The organism is Streptomyces litmocidini, assembly GCF_014649755.1.
In the GTDB taxonomy this organism is placed as follows: Bacteria; Actinomycetota; Actinomycetes; order Streptomycetales; family Streptomycetaceae; genus Streptomyces; species Streptomyces litmocidini.
Genome location: NZ_BMTQ01000007.1, coordinates 73069 through 86627, shown reverse-complemented (window position 1 = coordinate 86627; position 13559 = coordinate 73069). Strand labels below are relative to the sequence as shown.

Annotated in this window: 13 protein-coding genes; 8 read left to right on the top strand and 5 right to left on the bottom strand. The window is 75.2% G+C overall.

The window, feature by feature from the left end:
- Nucleotides 1–55: 55 nt before the first annotated feature.
- Nucleotides 56–616, top strand: a complete 561-nt coding sequence (locus tag IE180_RS17345) for a GNAT family N-acetyltransferase (RefSeq protein ID WP_190157782.1) — start codon at nucleotides 56–58, stop codon at nucleotides 614–616.
- Between the two features lie 413 nt (nucleotides 617–1029).
- Nucleotides 1030–1968, top strand: a complete 939-nt coding sequence (locus tag IE180_RS17340) for a carbohydrate kinase family protein (RefSeq protein WP_190157781.1) — start codon at nucleotides 1030–1032, stop codon at nucleotides 1966–1968.
- Here the strand turns inward: IE180_RS17340 and IE180_RS17335 are convergent.
- The 3 genes from IE180_RS17335 to IE180_RS17325 all read right to left on the bottom strand — a co-directional run bounded on the left by IE180_RS17335 (nucleotide 1946) and on the right by IE180_RS17325 (nucleotide 4340).
- A complete protein-coding gene (locus IE180_RS17335) occupies nucleotides 1946–3226 on the bottom strand; it encodes an ATP-binding protein (RefSeq protein ID WP_190157780.1) in 1281 nt (426 codons plus the stop codon). The genes IE180_RS17340 and IE180_RS17335 overlap by 23 nt on opposite strands.
- A gap of 185 nt (nucleotides 3227–3411) precedes the next feature.
- Nucleotides 3412–3768, bottom strand: coding sequence for a DUF805 domain-containing protein (locus IE180_RS17330; RefSeq protein WP_190157779.1), 357 nt, complete (start codon nucleotides 3766–3768; stop codon nucleotides 3412–3414).
- Nucleotides 3769–3980: 212 nt separating this feature from the next.
- A complete protein-coding gene (locus IE180_RS17325; protein ID WP_229860532.1) occupies nucleotides 3981–4340 on the bottom strand; it encodes an SPW repeat protein in 360 nt (119 codons plus the stop codon).
- 439 nt (nucleotides 4341–4779) lie between these two features.
- Between IE180_RS17325 and IE180_RS17320 the strand changes: the two genes are divergently transcribed.
- Nucleotides 4780–5151 carry a cupin domain-containing protein gene (locus IE180_RS17320; protein WP_190157777.1) on the top strand — a complete coding sequence of 124 codons (372 nt, stop codon included), beginning with the start codon at nucleotides 4780–4782 and terminating at the stop codon, nucleotides 5149–5151.
- Between the two features lie 152 nt (nucleotides 5152–5303).
- On the opposite strand, the gene IE180_RS17315 is transcribed toward IE180_RS17320, so the two are convergent.
- On the bottom strand, nucleotides 5304–5696 hold the full coding sequence (locus tag IE180_RS17315) for a hypothetical protein (protein WP_190157776.1): 393 nt from the start codon (nucleotides 5694–5696) through the stop codon (nucleotides 5304–5306).
- A 188-nt stretch (nucleotides 5697–5884) separates the two neighbouring features.
- On the opposite strand from IE180_RS17315, the gene IE180_RS17310 reads away from it, so the two are divergent.
- Both IE180_RS17310 and IE180_RS17305 read left to right on the top strand, forming a co-directional pair.
- Complete coding sequence (locus IE180_RS17310; protein ID WP_190157775.1) at nucleotides 5885–7327, top strand: carboxylesterase/lipase family protein; 1443 nt, start codon at nucleotides 5885–5887, stop codon at nucleotides 7325–7327.
- 385 nt (nucleotides 7328–7712) lie between these two features.
- Entirely contained in the window at nucleotides 7713–8405 is a 693-nt protein-coding gene (locus IE180_RS17305; RefSeq protein ID WP_190157774.1) for an RraA family protein, read from the top strand.
- 49 nt (nucleotides 8406–8454) lie between these two features.
- Here IE180_RS17305 and IE180_RS17300 read toward each other — a convergent pair whose 3' ends face one another.
- On the bottom strand, nucleotides 8455–8892 hold the full coding sequence (locus IE180_RS17300; protein WP_030689015.1) for an OsmC family protein: 438 nt from the start codon (nucleotides 8890–8892) through the stop codon (nucleotides 8455–8457).
- 631 nt (nucleotides 8893–9523) lie between these two features.
- Between IE180_RS17300 and IE180_RS17295 the strand changes: the two genes are divergently transcribed.
- From IE180_RS17295 to IE180_RS17285, 3 genes are all read left to right on the top strand, one after another.
- On the top strand, nucleotides 9524–10009 hold the full coding sequence (locus IE180_RS17295; protein ID WP_190157773.1) for a hypothetical protein: 486 nt from the start codon (nucleotides 9524–9526) through the stop codon (nucleotides 10007–10009).
- A 247-nt stretch (nucleotides 10010–10256) separates the two neighbouring features.
- Nucleotides 10257–12638: a molybdopterin cofactor-binding domain-containing protein gene (locus IE180_RS17290; protein WP_190157772.1), complete on the top strand. Its 2382-nt coding sequence runs from the start codon at nucleotides 10257–10259 to the stop codon at nucleotides 12636–12638.
- Between the two features lie 14 nt (nucleotides 12639–12652).
- A complete protein-coding gene (locus IE180_RS17285; RefSeq protein WP_190157771.1) occupies nucleotides 12653–13132 on the top strand; it encodes a (2Fe-2S)-binding protein in 480 nt (159 codons plus the stop codon).
- Nucleotides 13133–13559 lie beyond the last annotated feature (427 nt).

Sequence of the window (13559 nt, the reverse complement as noted above, 5' to 3'; positions counted from 1 at the left end):
CGGGGGACCGGTGATCCCGGCCGATCCCGGCTCCGGGGCTGCGATGATGGGAGGCATGTCCGCCGTCCCGCTCCCGGAGCCCGCCCCGGCCTCCCCGCCCGTCCGGGGGGAGCGGCCGCCGCTCGTCACCGAGCGGCTGGTGCTGCGGCCCGTCCGGAACGCCGACGTGCCGGCCCTGACGCGGCTGTGGACCGACCACCGGGTGCGCCACCACCTCGGCGGCCCCGTCATCGACTCCGTCGTCCGGATCCGGCAGCGGCGGATCGTCGGGGCGCCCGGTTCCCACGCGGTGGTCCGGGCCGAGGACGGCGTCCTGCTCGGCCTCGTCGCGGTGGAGGACGGAGCGCGGAACGGGGAGACGGAGGTCTCGTACCAGTTCCTGCCCGAGCACTGGGGACGGGGGTACGCGCGCGAGGCCGTCGGCGCGGTCGTCGCCCGGGTCCTGGAGGACACGCCGAGCGTGCTCGCGCTCACGCAGGAGGCGAACGCCCCCTCGCGAAGGCTCCTGGAGGCCCTCGGCTTCACGCACGCGGAGTCCTTCGTGGAGTGGGACGCCCACCAGGTGCTCTACCGGCGGCGACGCCCGGCGCCGGGCGCCGCGAGCCCGGCGGCCTGACCGGCAGGACGTCCCCCGGGCTTTCCGCCGCGGCCCTCTCGCCGCCGCCACCGCCCGCTCCAGCCGTGCCGCCCGGGTCCTCGCGGTGCGGGCTGCCGGAGACCGAGGACCACCGGATGGCGGTCGGTCCTGTCCAGGGCCTCGAAGGCCTTCGCGGCCCCCGGCCCGGCGGCCTGCGCCGCGGCCGGGCCGGCCGGTACGGCCGCGTCCCCGTGATCCTCCTCCGGCTCCTCCCCGCCGCTGAACGCCGCGGCCGCGAGCCCCTCGACCGTCTCCACCGGACCCCCTCCCCGCCGTCGGACGTCCCCGGGGAACGGCACGGGGAGAGTGCCGGAAGCCGGGCGGCGCCCCGTACGATCTGCGGACCGTCCACCAGGGCACCCGTGTCCAGGTTTCCCGAGGAGCTCCGACCCATGTCCTTCCTGGTGATCGGCGAGTGCGTCGCCGACATCGTCCGCGCCCCCGCAGGCTCCGGCGCCGCCGACCGCGTCCACCCGGGCGGCAGTCCCGCCAACGTCGCCCACGGCCTCGCCCGTCTCGGCCGGGACGTCGCCCTGCTCACCCAGCTCGCCGACGATCCCGCCGGGCGGCTGATCGCGGACCACCTGAAGGGCGCGGGGGTACGGGTGGAGATCGGCGGCGTTCCCGTGCGCACCCCGTCGGCGGTCGTCGGGCTCGACGCGCACGGCCGGGCCACGTACGCCTTCGACATCGCCTGGACGCTGGAGACCGGCGCGCCGCGGGCCGAGACGCCCGCCCATGTGCACATCGGCTCGATCGCCGCCGTCACCGCTCCCGGCGCGGCCACCGTCCTCGCCGAGGTCGAGCGGCTCCGCGAGCGGGCCACGGTCAGCTACGACCCGAACGTGCGGCCGACCCTGATGGGGGAGCACGCCGCCGCCGTCGCCCGCGTGGAGCGCTGCGTCGCGCTCAGCGACCTGGTGAAGGCGAGCGACGAGGACCTGGCCTGGCTGTACCCCGGTGAGGACCCGCGGACGGCCGCCGCCCGCTGGCTGGCCCTCGGCCCGTCCGTCGTCCTGGTCACCCGGGGCGCCGCGGGATCGCTCGCCTTCACCGGGCGGGAGACGGTCGGGACGGAGGCGCCGCCGGTCACGGTCGTCGACACGGTCGGCGCCGGCGACTCGTTCATGTCCGCCGTCCTCGACGCCCTCGCCGGGTGGGAGCGGGAGGCCCTCGCCGGGATCGGCGCCGAGCACCTCACGGGGCTGCTGCGGAGGGCGACCGCCGCGGCGGCCGTCACCGTCTCCCGGGCCGGCGCCCAGCCGCCCGACCGGGCCGAACTGGACGCGGCCGGGGAGCGGTTCGCCCTCAGGTGCGGGCGTGTGTCGTGATGTCCGAGGCGAACTGCTCGACCATCTCCGGCGTGACCGTCGGGCGGCACTCGGCGATGGCCTCCAGGTAGTCCGCGGTGCTCGCACCCGGCGCCGGGTCGTCCCCGCCGACCGCGACCAGGTCCCGTTCGAAGGAGGCCTGGGCGGCGATCCGCGCCGCGTGCTCGATGTCGGCGGGGGTGAACAGCTCGCTCGCGAGCACCAGTTCGTCGATGTCGACGTCCGGCCGTCCGTCGGTGTAGCGGGACCAGATCGCGGCCCGCGCCGCCTTGTCCGGCGTACCGATCGGGATGAGGTAGTCGAAGCGGCCGGGCCGCAGGAACGCCGGGTCGAGGGAGCGGATCGAGTTGGTCGCGCACACGAGCAGCCGCTCGTCGCGCTCCCGGAAGCCCGGTATCAGCTTCAGGAGTTCGTTCGTCACTCCGTGCATGCCGCCGGGCTGGGCGGGTTCCGAGCGGACCGGGGCGATCTCCTCGACCTCGTCGATGAAGACCAGGACCCGCTCCAGCTCGGCGATCCGCGCGAACGCGGACCGCAGGGCGGCGGCGAGGTTCCCCTCGTCGGCGAGGCGGGACGGCAGGATCTCCACGAAGGGCCAGCCGAGCCGGGAGGCGATGCCCCGCGCGAACGTGGTCTTCCCGGTGCCGGGCGGGCCGAACAGGCAGACCGCGCGCGGCGGCCGCACCCCGTGCCGGGTGGCCCGCTCCGGCTCGGCGAGCGGCAGCACCACCCGGCGCTCGATCAGGTCCTTCTCCCGCTCCATGCCGGCGACCTTCGCCCACAGGTCGCCCGGGAGGAGCCGGCCGCCCAGGTCGTCGAGGAGCCCGGCGGCGGGGCCGTGCAGCGGTTCCACCTTCTCGAAGTACGCGACGGCCGGCTGGCGCGTGTACCCGGCGTTCAGCAGGCCCTCGCCGAGCAGCTCCTCCTCCGGCAGGACGTACGCGATGCGTCCGACGCGCGCCGCGACGAGCCGCCGCTCCAGCTCCACGAGCAGGGCGCTGGCGAGGCCGCGGCCGCGCCAGGCCGAGGAGATCGCGATCCGCATGACCCAGGCCCGCTCGCCGGAGACGCAGGCGAGCGCCGCCCCGATGGGGGCGCCCTGGTGCACGGCGACCACGGCCGGCTGGCGGGAGGTGAGGGCGCCGATGCACTCGGCGAGCGAGAAGACGGACTCCTGTCCGAGCTCGGCGGTGGTGTCGATCAGATGGACGACGGAGGCGAGATCGCTCTCGCGGTAGTCGTGGATGTGCCAGTTCACCGGTGGTACCGCCCCTCGTTCGTGCTGTTGCGGCGAGGCTAGGCGGGGCGGCGGGGCCGGGTCCTGTGCCACCGTGCACAAGGCGGCGCGGCCCCTCACTCCGTACCGGCTCTATGCACGTGCTCACGGGAAGCGCCCCGCCCCGGAAGCGGACCTTCCGGGGCGGGGCGGAGGGACGCGGGCCGTCAGTGGGCCCGGGCCGGCTTCGGGTTCGGGCCGTAGGCGTTCTGGCGCGGCTCGCCCTCGGTGGCGAGGAGGACGACCAGGACGATCCAGCCGACCACCGGGACCAGACAGACGAGGACCCACCAGCCGGAGCGGCCGGTGTCGTGCAGGCGTCGGATCATCACGCCCACGTGCGGAAGGAGCACGGCCAGGAAGTAGATCGGGTAGAGCAGCGGGAAAGTTCCGATCGCCAGGTCGACCGCCGCGACGACGATCACCGCGATCGCGTTGAACAGGAAGAACATCCAGTGTTCCGTGCGGCGCGCACGGCCGTCGAACACCGCGTACTTCTTGAGAACGTCCAGGTACCAGTTCACTTCGTCCCCCCGAGGACCGGATGCGCGAGCGGGAGCCCGTCCTGGTGGAGCGGGCTTCGCGCAGAACGTACGCAGCTGAAAGCGCGTGGGTCAATTCGATGTCAGGTGGCGGCAGTTCACGCCCGGAACGCGGTGAACGGCGGCGTCTCCGAGAGGAGGCGCCGCCGTTCGGGGAGGGGGTCGACGGGGGTTCGGGGGCGGGGGTCAGGGCGTCACGTCCTTCTCTTGGACATGAGCAGTCCGCCGGCCATGAGGGCGAACAGGCAGACGCACGCGCCGGTGATCACATTGCTGAGGACCGTGCCCGTGTCGGGGTGCCGCGAGACCACCCAGGGGGAGACGATCAGCCACGCGCCCATGAGCAGGACGACGAAGTTCAGGTCCTGCGACCGCTCGGGAACCATCGACATGCACAGGCCGAGCACCGCGAGGGAGATGCCGACGATCAGGTTGCTGATGGCGAGTTCCGGCCGGGCGGCGGAGAAGTGGACCGTCCACGCGGAGATCGCGGCGTACACGCCGGCGAGGATCACGAGCTCCTCGACGGCCGCGACACCTCTGGTCTGGAGCATGCGGGCATATCGGTCCCGCATTTCCGGCGCGTCGGGGTGTCCCGCGATATCACCGTGCCGGTGGGAAACGTCGGCCATGTGACTCGCCTCCTTCTGGCGTCCTGCGTGTCTGGCCGCACTGCGACCATCTGGCCGCTGCTTCATTGTGCGCTTATATGGGCTTTATGTGTAGGTCTGCCCCATAAGGGATGTATACAGAAAAGGGGTGATCGACATGAAGGGATCCACCAAGGGCATCTCCGTCCGGCGGAGATGCGGTGCGAAGCCGAAGCGTCACCGACGCCGAAGCGTCACCGACGCCGGTGCACGCGTCCCGGCGCGCGCGTCCCGACGCGTGCGCGTCGACGTGCGCGCCGCTCCGCCCGGTGGGCCGTGCCGCCCCGGCGTAGCCTGGAAGTGGACTCGGGGACCGGACCCTTCCCACCGCCGGGAGTGCGCGATGGCCGGCATCGTACGAAAGAGCTTCGACTCAGCGGACGAGACGCGTCCCTTCGAGGACGGCAAGGGCAGGCTCGACCTGATCAACGGCGACGGGGGCTCGGTGGGGCGGGCCGTCTTCGAGCCGGGCTGGCAGTGGACCAAGCACATCAAACCCCTCGCCGGTACGGACAGCTGCCAGGCGTCGCACGTCGGGTACGTGCTCAGCGGCCGGATGAAGGTCGTCATGGACGACGGCGAGACGGAGGAGTTCGGCGAGGGGGACTACATGGAGATCAAGCCCGGACACGACGCCTGGGTCCTCGGCGACGAGCCCTGCGTGGCCATCGACTGGACGGGGTTCACGAACTACGCCATGCCGTCGTCCTCCTGACGGTCGCTCCGCCCCCGACCCCGCCCCGGAAGCCCTCGGGGCGGGCCCGGGGACGGGCCCCTGTCGGGCTCCATCCGGGACGGATGCCTGCCGGGCTCCGCCCGGGACGGGCCCCTGTCGGGCTCCACCCGGGGACGGACGCCCGCCGGAACCTACCCGGGGCGGGCGCCCGGCGGGTCCTGTTCGTAGGCGTCGGTGACGCAGTCGGCGGCGCAGCGCCAGTGCTCGAACCTCTGGCGGAGCGCCGCCGCCGCGTGCCACCGCTCCACCTCCGTGCGGCCGTACCGCTTTTCGGCCATCCGCATCACCGCCCCGACGGTGACGATCGCCGGCTCGCCCTCGCCGGCGGACCGGCGGGCCTCCGCGATCACGTGGTCGGCCGCTCGCCGGAGGTCCCTGGCGTACTCCCGCCGGGCGACGGACCGCGCCCGGGAGGCGGCGAACGGCCGCACGGCCCGTCCCTTCCAGACCACCCCGGCGGCCATGACGCCGGCCCCGGACAGGAACCAGAGCGCCCACCCCACGGCCCCGGCGTCCCACTTCATCGCCCCGCCGCCTCTCCCCCGGGCCCGAGGGCCTCTGTCGAGCCTCCGAGTCTAGGGCGCCGCCTACGCGTCGCGCCCGGGGCCGAGGTGGGGTGTCGGCACCGGGAGACGGGGATTGACACGTGTAAGTGGGCGGTGACACGCTCCTGCTCCGGCCCCGTGCGCCCGCGCAGAAGGAGCAGCGCCCCATGAGCACCACCGTCACCACCGCCCGAGGACCCGTGCGCGGCGAGCGCCGTGCGGACGGCAGCCTGCGTTTCCTCGGCGTCCCGTACGCGCAGCCGCCCGTCGGCGATCTCCGCTTCGCGGCCCCCGTGCCGCCCGAGCCCTGGTCGGAGCCGCTGGACGCGACGGCGTACGGGCCGACGGCCCAGCGCCGCCCGTTCGCGGAGGTCACGACCATCCCGGAGCCGTCGATCCCGGGCGCCGGGGTGCTGAACCTGAACGTGTTCACGCCGGCCGCGGACCCGGAGGCCGGCCTGCCGGTGCTGGTCTGGATCCACGGCGGCGGGTACGTGGCGGGTTCGGCGGCGAGCCCCTGGTACGACGGGACCGCGTTCAACCGGGACGGCGTCGTGCTCGTCTCGATCGGCTACCGCCTCGGGATCGAGGGGTTCCTGCACCTGGAGGACGCGCCGGACAACCGGGGCGTACGGGACTGGATCGCGGCCCTGGAGTGGGTACGGGACAACATCACGGCCTTCGGCGGCGATCCCGCGAAGGTCACGATCGCCGGTCAGTCGGCGGGCGGCGGCGCCGTGCAGACGCTGCTCGCGGTCCCGTCGGCACGGGGGCTGTTCCGGGGCGCGCTCTCCGTCTCGGGCGCCCTCCTGCGGCCCGACGGCCCCGAGGTCGCCCGCGCCGCGGCCCGGCTGTTCACGTCCCGCACCGGCGTCCCGGTGACCGCCGCCGCCCTGCGGGACCTGACCGACGACGAACTCCTCGACCTGCAGGACCGGATGTCCGCGCCGGGCCCGGACCGCGAGGGCCTGTCGCCGATGCCGGCCCTCGCCCCCTTCGCCGACGGCGAGCTGATCCCCGTACCCGTCCTGGAGGCCCTGACGACGGGCGGGGCCGGCGCGGACGTACCGCTGGTGCTCGGCTTCACCGAGGACGAGTTCACGATGTTCCCGCCGCCCGGTCCCGGCGCCCCGCCGCTGCCCGTCCTCCTCGGCGGGCTCGGCCTGGACCCCGCCAGGGCAGGGGCCTTCACCGAGGCGTACGCGGCGGGCGGCGAGGAGCGGTACTTCGGCCAGGCGCTGACGGACACGGTCTTCCGCGTCCCCAACCTCGCCGTCGCGGACGCCCGCGCCGCCCGGGAACGCCCCACCTGGTTCTACGAGTTCCGCTGGCGCTCACCGGCCGCCGGCCTCGCCTTCCACTGCCTGGACCTGCCCTTCGCCTTCGACCTCCTCGACGCCGAAGGCGTCGCGGCCGTCACCGGGGACGAGCCGCCGCGCGCGCTCGCCGACGCCCTGCACCGGGCGTGGGTCGCGTTCGTCACCGACCAGGACCCGGGCGCCGACTGGCCGCGCTACACCGCCGCGGAGCGCGCCACGAAGATCTGGGACGCGGAACCCGGGATCGCCGTGGACCCCCTTCGACGGGTCCGCGAACTCTGGCTCGACTGACCGGGGCGACCGCTCCGGGCCCGCGACGGCCGTAGGGGGCGGTCGTCCGGAAGGGCGCCGGAGGAGGCGGCCGACCCCGCACCGGTCCGCGGGCGGTCGCCCCCGTGCCCACGCGTGGACGGGGCGCCGAGCCGCCGGAGGGGAAACGACGCGTGAGGCGTCCCGGCCGGCCACCGGGGCGGTCCGGGGCGGGGGCGCCGCGCGTGCGGGCGGATCCGGTGCGGCTCCGCCGCGACGGCCTGGACGTGCTGTTCCCGGTCTGCTGGACTCCCTCCTGGACGGAGCCCGCCGCACACCCCGGCGCAGGGCCGCCCCACCGCCGTGCGCAGGGCCACCGCCGCGCGCTCGGCCCGCCGCACCCGACACGGACGGAACGGAACGCCAGATGATCAAGGACTTCGCCGGCCTCTCCACCCCGCTGATCGCCGACGCCTGCGTACGGCTCGGGGAGCCGCTGCGGGCCGCGCCCGCCGGGATCCTGCCCGTCGTCGCCGGGCAGCGCGTCGCCGGCCGGGTGCTGCCCGCCCGGCACTACGGAAGCGTCGACGTCTTCCTGGAGGCCTTCACGCGCGCCGCGCCCGGGGACGTCCTCGTCATCGACAACGCGGGCCGCCGCGACGAGGCCTGCATCGGTGACCTCGCCGTCCTGGAGGCGGAAGCGGCGGGCGTCGCCGGGGTCGTCGTCTGGGGCCTGCACCGGGACACCCCGGACCTGATCGAGATCGGACTGCCCGTCTTCTCGTACGGACGCCACGCCCCCGGCCCCGTCCGCCTCGACGACCAGGACCCGGACGCGCTGACCACCGCGCGGTTCGGCGACCACGAGGTGACCGCCGCCGACGTGGTCCTCGGCGACGACGACGGTGTGCTCTTCGTCGCGGCCGACCGCGCGGACGCCGTCCTGGAAACCGCCCGGGCCCTCTTCCGCACCGAGCGGGAGCAGGCCCGCCGGATCCGGGCGGGGGAGACCCTGCGCGCCCAGACCCGCTTCGACGCGTACCTCGCGGGCCGCGCCGAGGACCCCTCCTACACCTTCCGCCGTCACCTGCGCCGGACCGGCGGCGCGATCGAGGAGTGACCGGGCCGCCCGCGGCCCGGCCCTCGAAACCGCCCGCGCCGCCCGCGGCTCAGCCCTCGAAGCCGACCGTGCCGTCCGGCAGGATCGCCTCCACGCGCGCGCCGTGCTCCACGGTCCGGCTCACCGTGCAGAACTTCTCGTGCGTCAGCCGCACCCCACGGGCGAACACCTCGGCCGCCTTCGGATTGTTGTCCGGCAGGTCGAACTCGTAGCTCACCCGGATCCGGCCCACCCTGCCGTCGTCCTCCGGCCCCGACACCGACTCCACCACGATCCGCAGGTCGTCGTGGTCCACCGCCCGGGCCGTCCGGTCGACGACGAGGCCGCCGCAGCCGCCCATCGCCGCGAGCAGCAGCTCGACGGGCGTGAACGAGGGCTGCGCGTCCGCGTCGTCGGCGGCGGCCATCCGGACCTCCGCGCCCCGGTCGTTGCGGGCGGTCCAGTTCCGGTACCCGGTGCGGACGGTCTCGATCCGGTAGTCGGCCATGACGGTGAGGCTCCTTCGTTCACGTGCGTGTTCCCGTACGGTACGCGCCGGGGCGGGAGCCCCGCTCTCGGAGGCCCCGCGCGTCCGCGTGGGCGCGGACGGCCGTACCCCACGCCCCGGACACCTGACCCCGGACCGCGCGGAGTTCCGGCTCCGCCTCCCGTGGGGAGCCACGGCGCGGCCCCGTCGTCCTCGCAGTCGGCAGGCCCACCGAGGACGAGCAGCCCTGCGTGGCCGCCGAGAGGCTCCGCGGGCGCCTCGCCCTCCCGGGCGCGGATCACGCCGAGACGGAGCCCGGTCCGTACGAGGCGCCCGCCGACCGGACCGGAACCGGCGTCCTCCTCGTGCCGCACGACGAGCACGGCCGGCCCGTCGTGCTCCGCCGCTCCAGTTCCGGCCGCACCGGCCCTTCCCGTCCCCGTCGTCACGGTCGCCCCGCCCCCACGTCCTGCACCGGGAAGCCCGGGAAGCCCGGGACGCCCGGGCGCGCCCGGCCCCCCGAGGACCGCCGAAGGAGCACCGGTGCGGGAGCCCTTGAGGAGCGGTGCGGGAGGCCATCTGAGTAGCGAGGCACGGGCGGCTGAGTACGCCGACCGATACGGCGGCCGAAGCCCGCTGGTGGACTGGGGCCATGACCTTCGACGCCCGGCGCGGCCGCCGCCTCCAGCACGTCACCGCCACCGGCTCGGCCCTCGCGGTGGCCCTCGGTCCGCTGGTCCTCGGCGCGCTGCTCGCCAGGTCGGTCGGCGGGGACCCGATGGCCTCCGTCAACGCCCTCATCGCCGGCGGCGGCCAGCGCGCCCGGATCTCCCGCGCCCAGCTCCGCTCGGGCGCCCGGCTGCGGCCCCGGGCCCGCCCGCGGAGCCGTGGGGCCGTTCCGCGACCCGGCTCGGTCGCACGGCGGGAGCGGGGCGCACGACGCGGCTCGGACCGGCGACTCCGCTCCGTCGCGCGCCCCGGCGCGGACGCGACCCTCGCGCGCTCCGGCTCGGCCGCGCGGCCCGCGCGCCGGGAGGAGGGCCTGCGGCGTCTCCTCCCCGGAGCCCGACTCCCGTACGGGACGGGCCGGCCCGGCCGGACCCGCCGCACCCGGCAGGGCCGCGAGACGGTCGGGTGACCAGCGGCGCACGCCGGCCGGGGTACACGTCGAGGGCGACCTCGTGCCCGTCCGCACGCTCCGGCCGCACCCCCTCGCCGCCCTCTGGAAGACGGCCGGCGCGTACCCGCCCGGCGCCCCTCGCGAGACGTCTCCGCAGGACGTCCACTTCCGAACGGCTCCCGGGGGCACCGCACATGAGCGATGATCGTCGCCTCTGAGGACACCCGGCAGCAGCCTGCCCGGTTCACGGCGAAAGGCGCACCGAATGGCGAGGCGGCACTCCGCGCGGGACGACGACCACACGAGCGGCACCGGGGAGGGAAGTCCCGCGGGCGGGAGCGGACCCGACATCGGACGGCGCCGGTTCCTCGGGTACGTCCTGGCCGCGCCCACCCTCACCGTCGCCGCCCGGCTCGGCGCCGAGGTCCTCGCCCCGCGCCCGGCCGCCGCGGCGACGCCGGCCCTCGTCCCCTCGCTGCCGGGACCGGCCGAACTCCTCGACCTCAACGAGCTGCTCACCATCGCCGCCCTGCCCACCAGCAACCTCATCACCATCCGCGTCGACACCGACGGCACCGCCCACTTCGCCCTGCCCCGCGCCGAGGTCGGCCAGGGCGTCACCACCTCCAGCGCCATGATCGTCGCGGAGGAGCTCGACCTGCCCCTGGACAAGGTGAAGGTCACCCTCGCCGACGCCCGGCCCGAGCTGCTCTTCAACCAGCTCACCGGCGGCTCCAACACCACCTACTCCACCTACACCCCCCTCCGGGTCGCCGCCGCCCTTGCCCGCGGACGGCTCCTCCACGCGGCCTCCCTCGTCCTCGGCGAGGCCGTCGGGACCCTCACCACGAAGGCAGGCGTCGTCCTCTCTCCGGCCGGCGCGCTCCTCGGCTACGGCGAACTGGCCGTCAAGGCCGCCGCCCTCACCGACGCGGCGGTGGAGGTCACGCTCAAGGACCCGGACCGCTTCCGCGTCATCGGCACCGGGCAGCGCCGGGTGGACGCCCTCGAAGCGGTCACCGGACGCAAGAAGTTCGCCATGGACCTCCAGGTCCCGGACGCGCTGCCCACCATGGTCTGCCGGCCGCCGACCATCAACGGCACGGTCCGCTCCGTGGCCAACCTCGCCGAGGTCCTGGCCATGCCCGGCATCACCGACGTCGTCACCGTCTCCACCGGCGTCGCCGTCCGCGGCCGCACCTTCGGCCAGTGCGTCGACGCCGTCCGAGCCCTCCGGGTCGACTGGGGACCGGGCACGGCCGAGGGGGCCTCCGACGCCACGGTCCTGGAGAAGCTCCGCCGGGCCGAACTCCCGCTCGTCGTCCCGCCGCTGCCGCTCCTCACCAAGGCGGTCGACGCCCGCTTCACCTTCCACTTCGCCAGCAACGCCGCCCTGGAGACCAACTGCGCGATCGCGGACGTGCGGAGGGACTCCGCCGAGATCTGGGCCTCCCTCAAGGCGCCGATCGTCGCCCAGGAGCGGATCGCCCTCAAGCTCGGCCTGCCGCCCACCGCCGTCCGCGTCCACGTCACCGAGGGCGGCGGCTCCTTCGGCCGCAAGCTGTTCTCCGACGCCGCCCACGAGGCCGCCGAGATCTCCAAGGCCCTCGGCAAGCCGGTGAAGCTGATGTGGCACCGCACCGACGACTTCCGCCAGGGCCGTACGCACCCGATGTCCCTCTCCCGGGTCCGGGCCACGTACTCGCTCGGCGAGGTCCTCACGTACGAGCAGCGCCACACCTCCGTGGCCACCGACTTCGGGCACGGCGTCGGCGAGGTCCTCACCGCGGAGGCGGCCCGGCTGCCCGTCGCCGACGCCGGCTTCTCCGAGACGATGTTCCAGCTCACCCAGGTCAGCCCCTACCACCTCGGCGTCACCACCCAGCTCCTGGCCGAGACCGACAAGGGCTTCAACACCGGCTCCATGCGGAACATCTACTCGCCCAACGTCCGCTGCGCCCAGGAACTCGTCATGGACGAACTGGCCGGGAGGACGGGCCAGGACGGGTACGCGATGCGGCGCCGGCTCCTCAAGGACGCGCGGGCCCGCGCCGTCCTCGACAAGGTCGCCGAAGCGGGGAAGTGGGGCCGGAGCATGCCCGCCGGCACGGGCCAGGGCATCGCCGTCCACACCGAGTACCACTCCGCCGTCGCGATCCTCGCCGAGATCGACTGCCGGCCCGGGACCACCGGACGCACGATCCCGGGCGCGTACACCGGGCCGCGCGTGACCAGGGTCGTCTGCGCCGTCGACGTCGGCCTCGCGGTCAACCCGCGCGGCCTGGAGGCCCAGATGATGGGCGGCATCGCCGACGGCATCGCCCTCACGCTGACGTCCGGACTCCACCTGAGCGAGGGGCACTTCCTGGAAGGCAGCTGGGACCAGTACTTCTACACCCGGCAGTGGAACACCCCGCCCGAGCTGGAGATCATCGTGATGCCGCCGAGCGGCGACAAGCCGGGCGGCGCGGGGGAGCTGGCGGTCGCCGGCGCCATGGCCGCCGTCGCCTGCGCCTACGGCCGGGCCACCGGCACGATGCCGACGGTCTTCCCCGTCAACCACGCCGAGCCGCTCGCCTTCACGCCCCTGCCGACCGTCCCGCCCGTCCCGGCCTCGCCCACCGACGGCCGCGACCGCACCATCTGAGACCTGGAGCCCCCGTGCCGCAGCACACCTTCATCCTGAACGGCAAGGCCGTCACCGCCGACGTCGAGGGCGACGTCCGGCTCCTCTGGGTCCTCCGGGACGTCCTCGGCGTCACCGGCCCCAAGTACGGCTGCGGGGTCGGCGTCTGCCGGGCGTGTACGAGCCACCTCAACGGCAAGGCGTTCACCCCCTGCGCCGTGCGCGTCGACGACGTGGCCGCCACCGACGAGATCACCACCATCGAGGGCCTGCCGGACACCGTCGGCGCAGCGCTCCACCCCATGCAGGAGGCCTGGCTCGACCTCGACGTCGCCCAGTGCGGCTTCTGCCAGCCGGGCCAGATCATGGCCGCGGTGGCCACCGTCCGCCGGGCGCGCGAGGCGGGACGCGAGGTCACCGAGGCCGACCTCGACACCATCCGCAACATCTGCCGGTGCGGCACCTACCACCGCATCCGGCAGGCCGTCCTGGAGGGCGCGCGCCGGATGGAATGAGACCGGTCCGCACCGCGAAGGCGTTCTCGCCGCGTGGCGAGGGACGGCGGCGGGAGGACGAGCGCGGGCACCGCGCCGGTGCGCGGCGCGTTCCGCGGGGACGCGGTCCACGGCGAGGCGGGCGGGGAGCGGGGGCTGACGCCGCGGCAGGGCCGGCCGCTCCGAGTCCTGGTGCCGGGCCCGTCCGGGACGGGCCCGGCACCGAGCCGAGGCTCGCCGAGCCCAGCCCGACCGGACGCACCGGCCGCACCTCCCGCCTCGGCCCCGTCCGTCGCGAACCCGGTCCGGAGGACCGCCGGGCCGTGCGGGTGGCGCCCACCGGGGACGGGGCGCGCGTCGCCGAGGACTTCTCCACGGAGACCCGCCCGGCGCGTCGAGGGGCCGCCCGCCGGGCGGAGCTGCCCGCCGGGCTCGACGCGCCGGCGCG

Excerpts from the sequence above, each read along its gene's own strand:
- IE180_RS17320 (WP_190157777.1), top strand. The coding sequence starts at position 4,780 with ATGGCCGGCATCGTACGAAAGAGCTTCGACTCAGCGGACGAGACGCGT.
- IE180_RS17305 (WP_190157774.1), top strand. The coding sequence starts at position 7,713 with ATGATCAAGGACTTCGCCGGCCTCTCCACCCCGCTGATCGCCGACGCC.
- IE180_RS17325 (WP_229860532.1), bottom strand. The coding sequence starts at position 4,340 with ATGCTCCAGACCAGAGGTGTCGCGGCCGTCGAGGAGCTCGTGATCCTC.
- IE180_RS17300 (WP_030689015.1), bottom strand. The coding sequence starts at position 8,892 with ATGGCCGACTACCGGATCGAGACCGTCCGCACCGGGTACCGGAACTGG.
- IE180_RS17345 (WP_190157782.1), top strand. The coding sequence starts at position 56 with ATGTCCGCCGTCCCGCTCCCGGAGCCCGCCCCGGCCTCCCCGCCCGTC.
- IE180_RS17340 (WP_190157781.1), top strand. The coding sequence starts at position 1,030 with ATGTCCTTCCTGGTGATCGGCGAGTGCGTCGCCGACATCGTCCGCGCC.
- IE180_RS17315 (WP_190157776.1), bottom strand. The coding sequence starts at position 5,696 with ATGAAGTGGGACGCCGGGGCCGTGGGGTGGGCGCTCTGGTTCCTGTCC.
- IE180_RS17310 (WP_190157775.1), top strand. The coding sequence starts at position 5,885 with ATGAGCACCACCGTCACCACCGCCCGAGGACCCGTGCGCGGCGAGCGC.
- IE180_RS17290 (WP_190157772.1), top strand. The coding sequence starts at position 10,257 with ATGGCGAGGCGGCACTCCGCGCGGGACGACGACCACACGAGCGGCACC.
- IE180_RS17295 (WP_190157773.1), top strand. The coding sequence starts at position 9,524 with ATGACCTTCGACGCCCGGCGCGGCCGCCGCCTCCAGCACGTCACCGCC.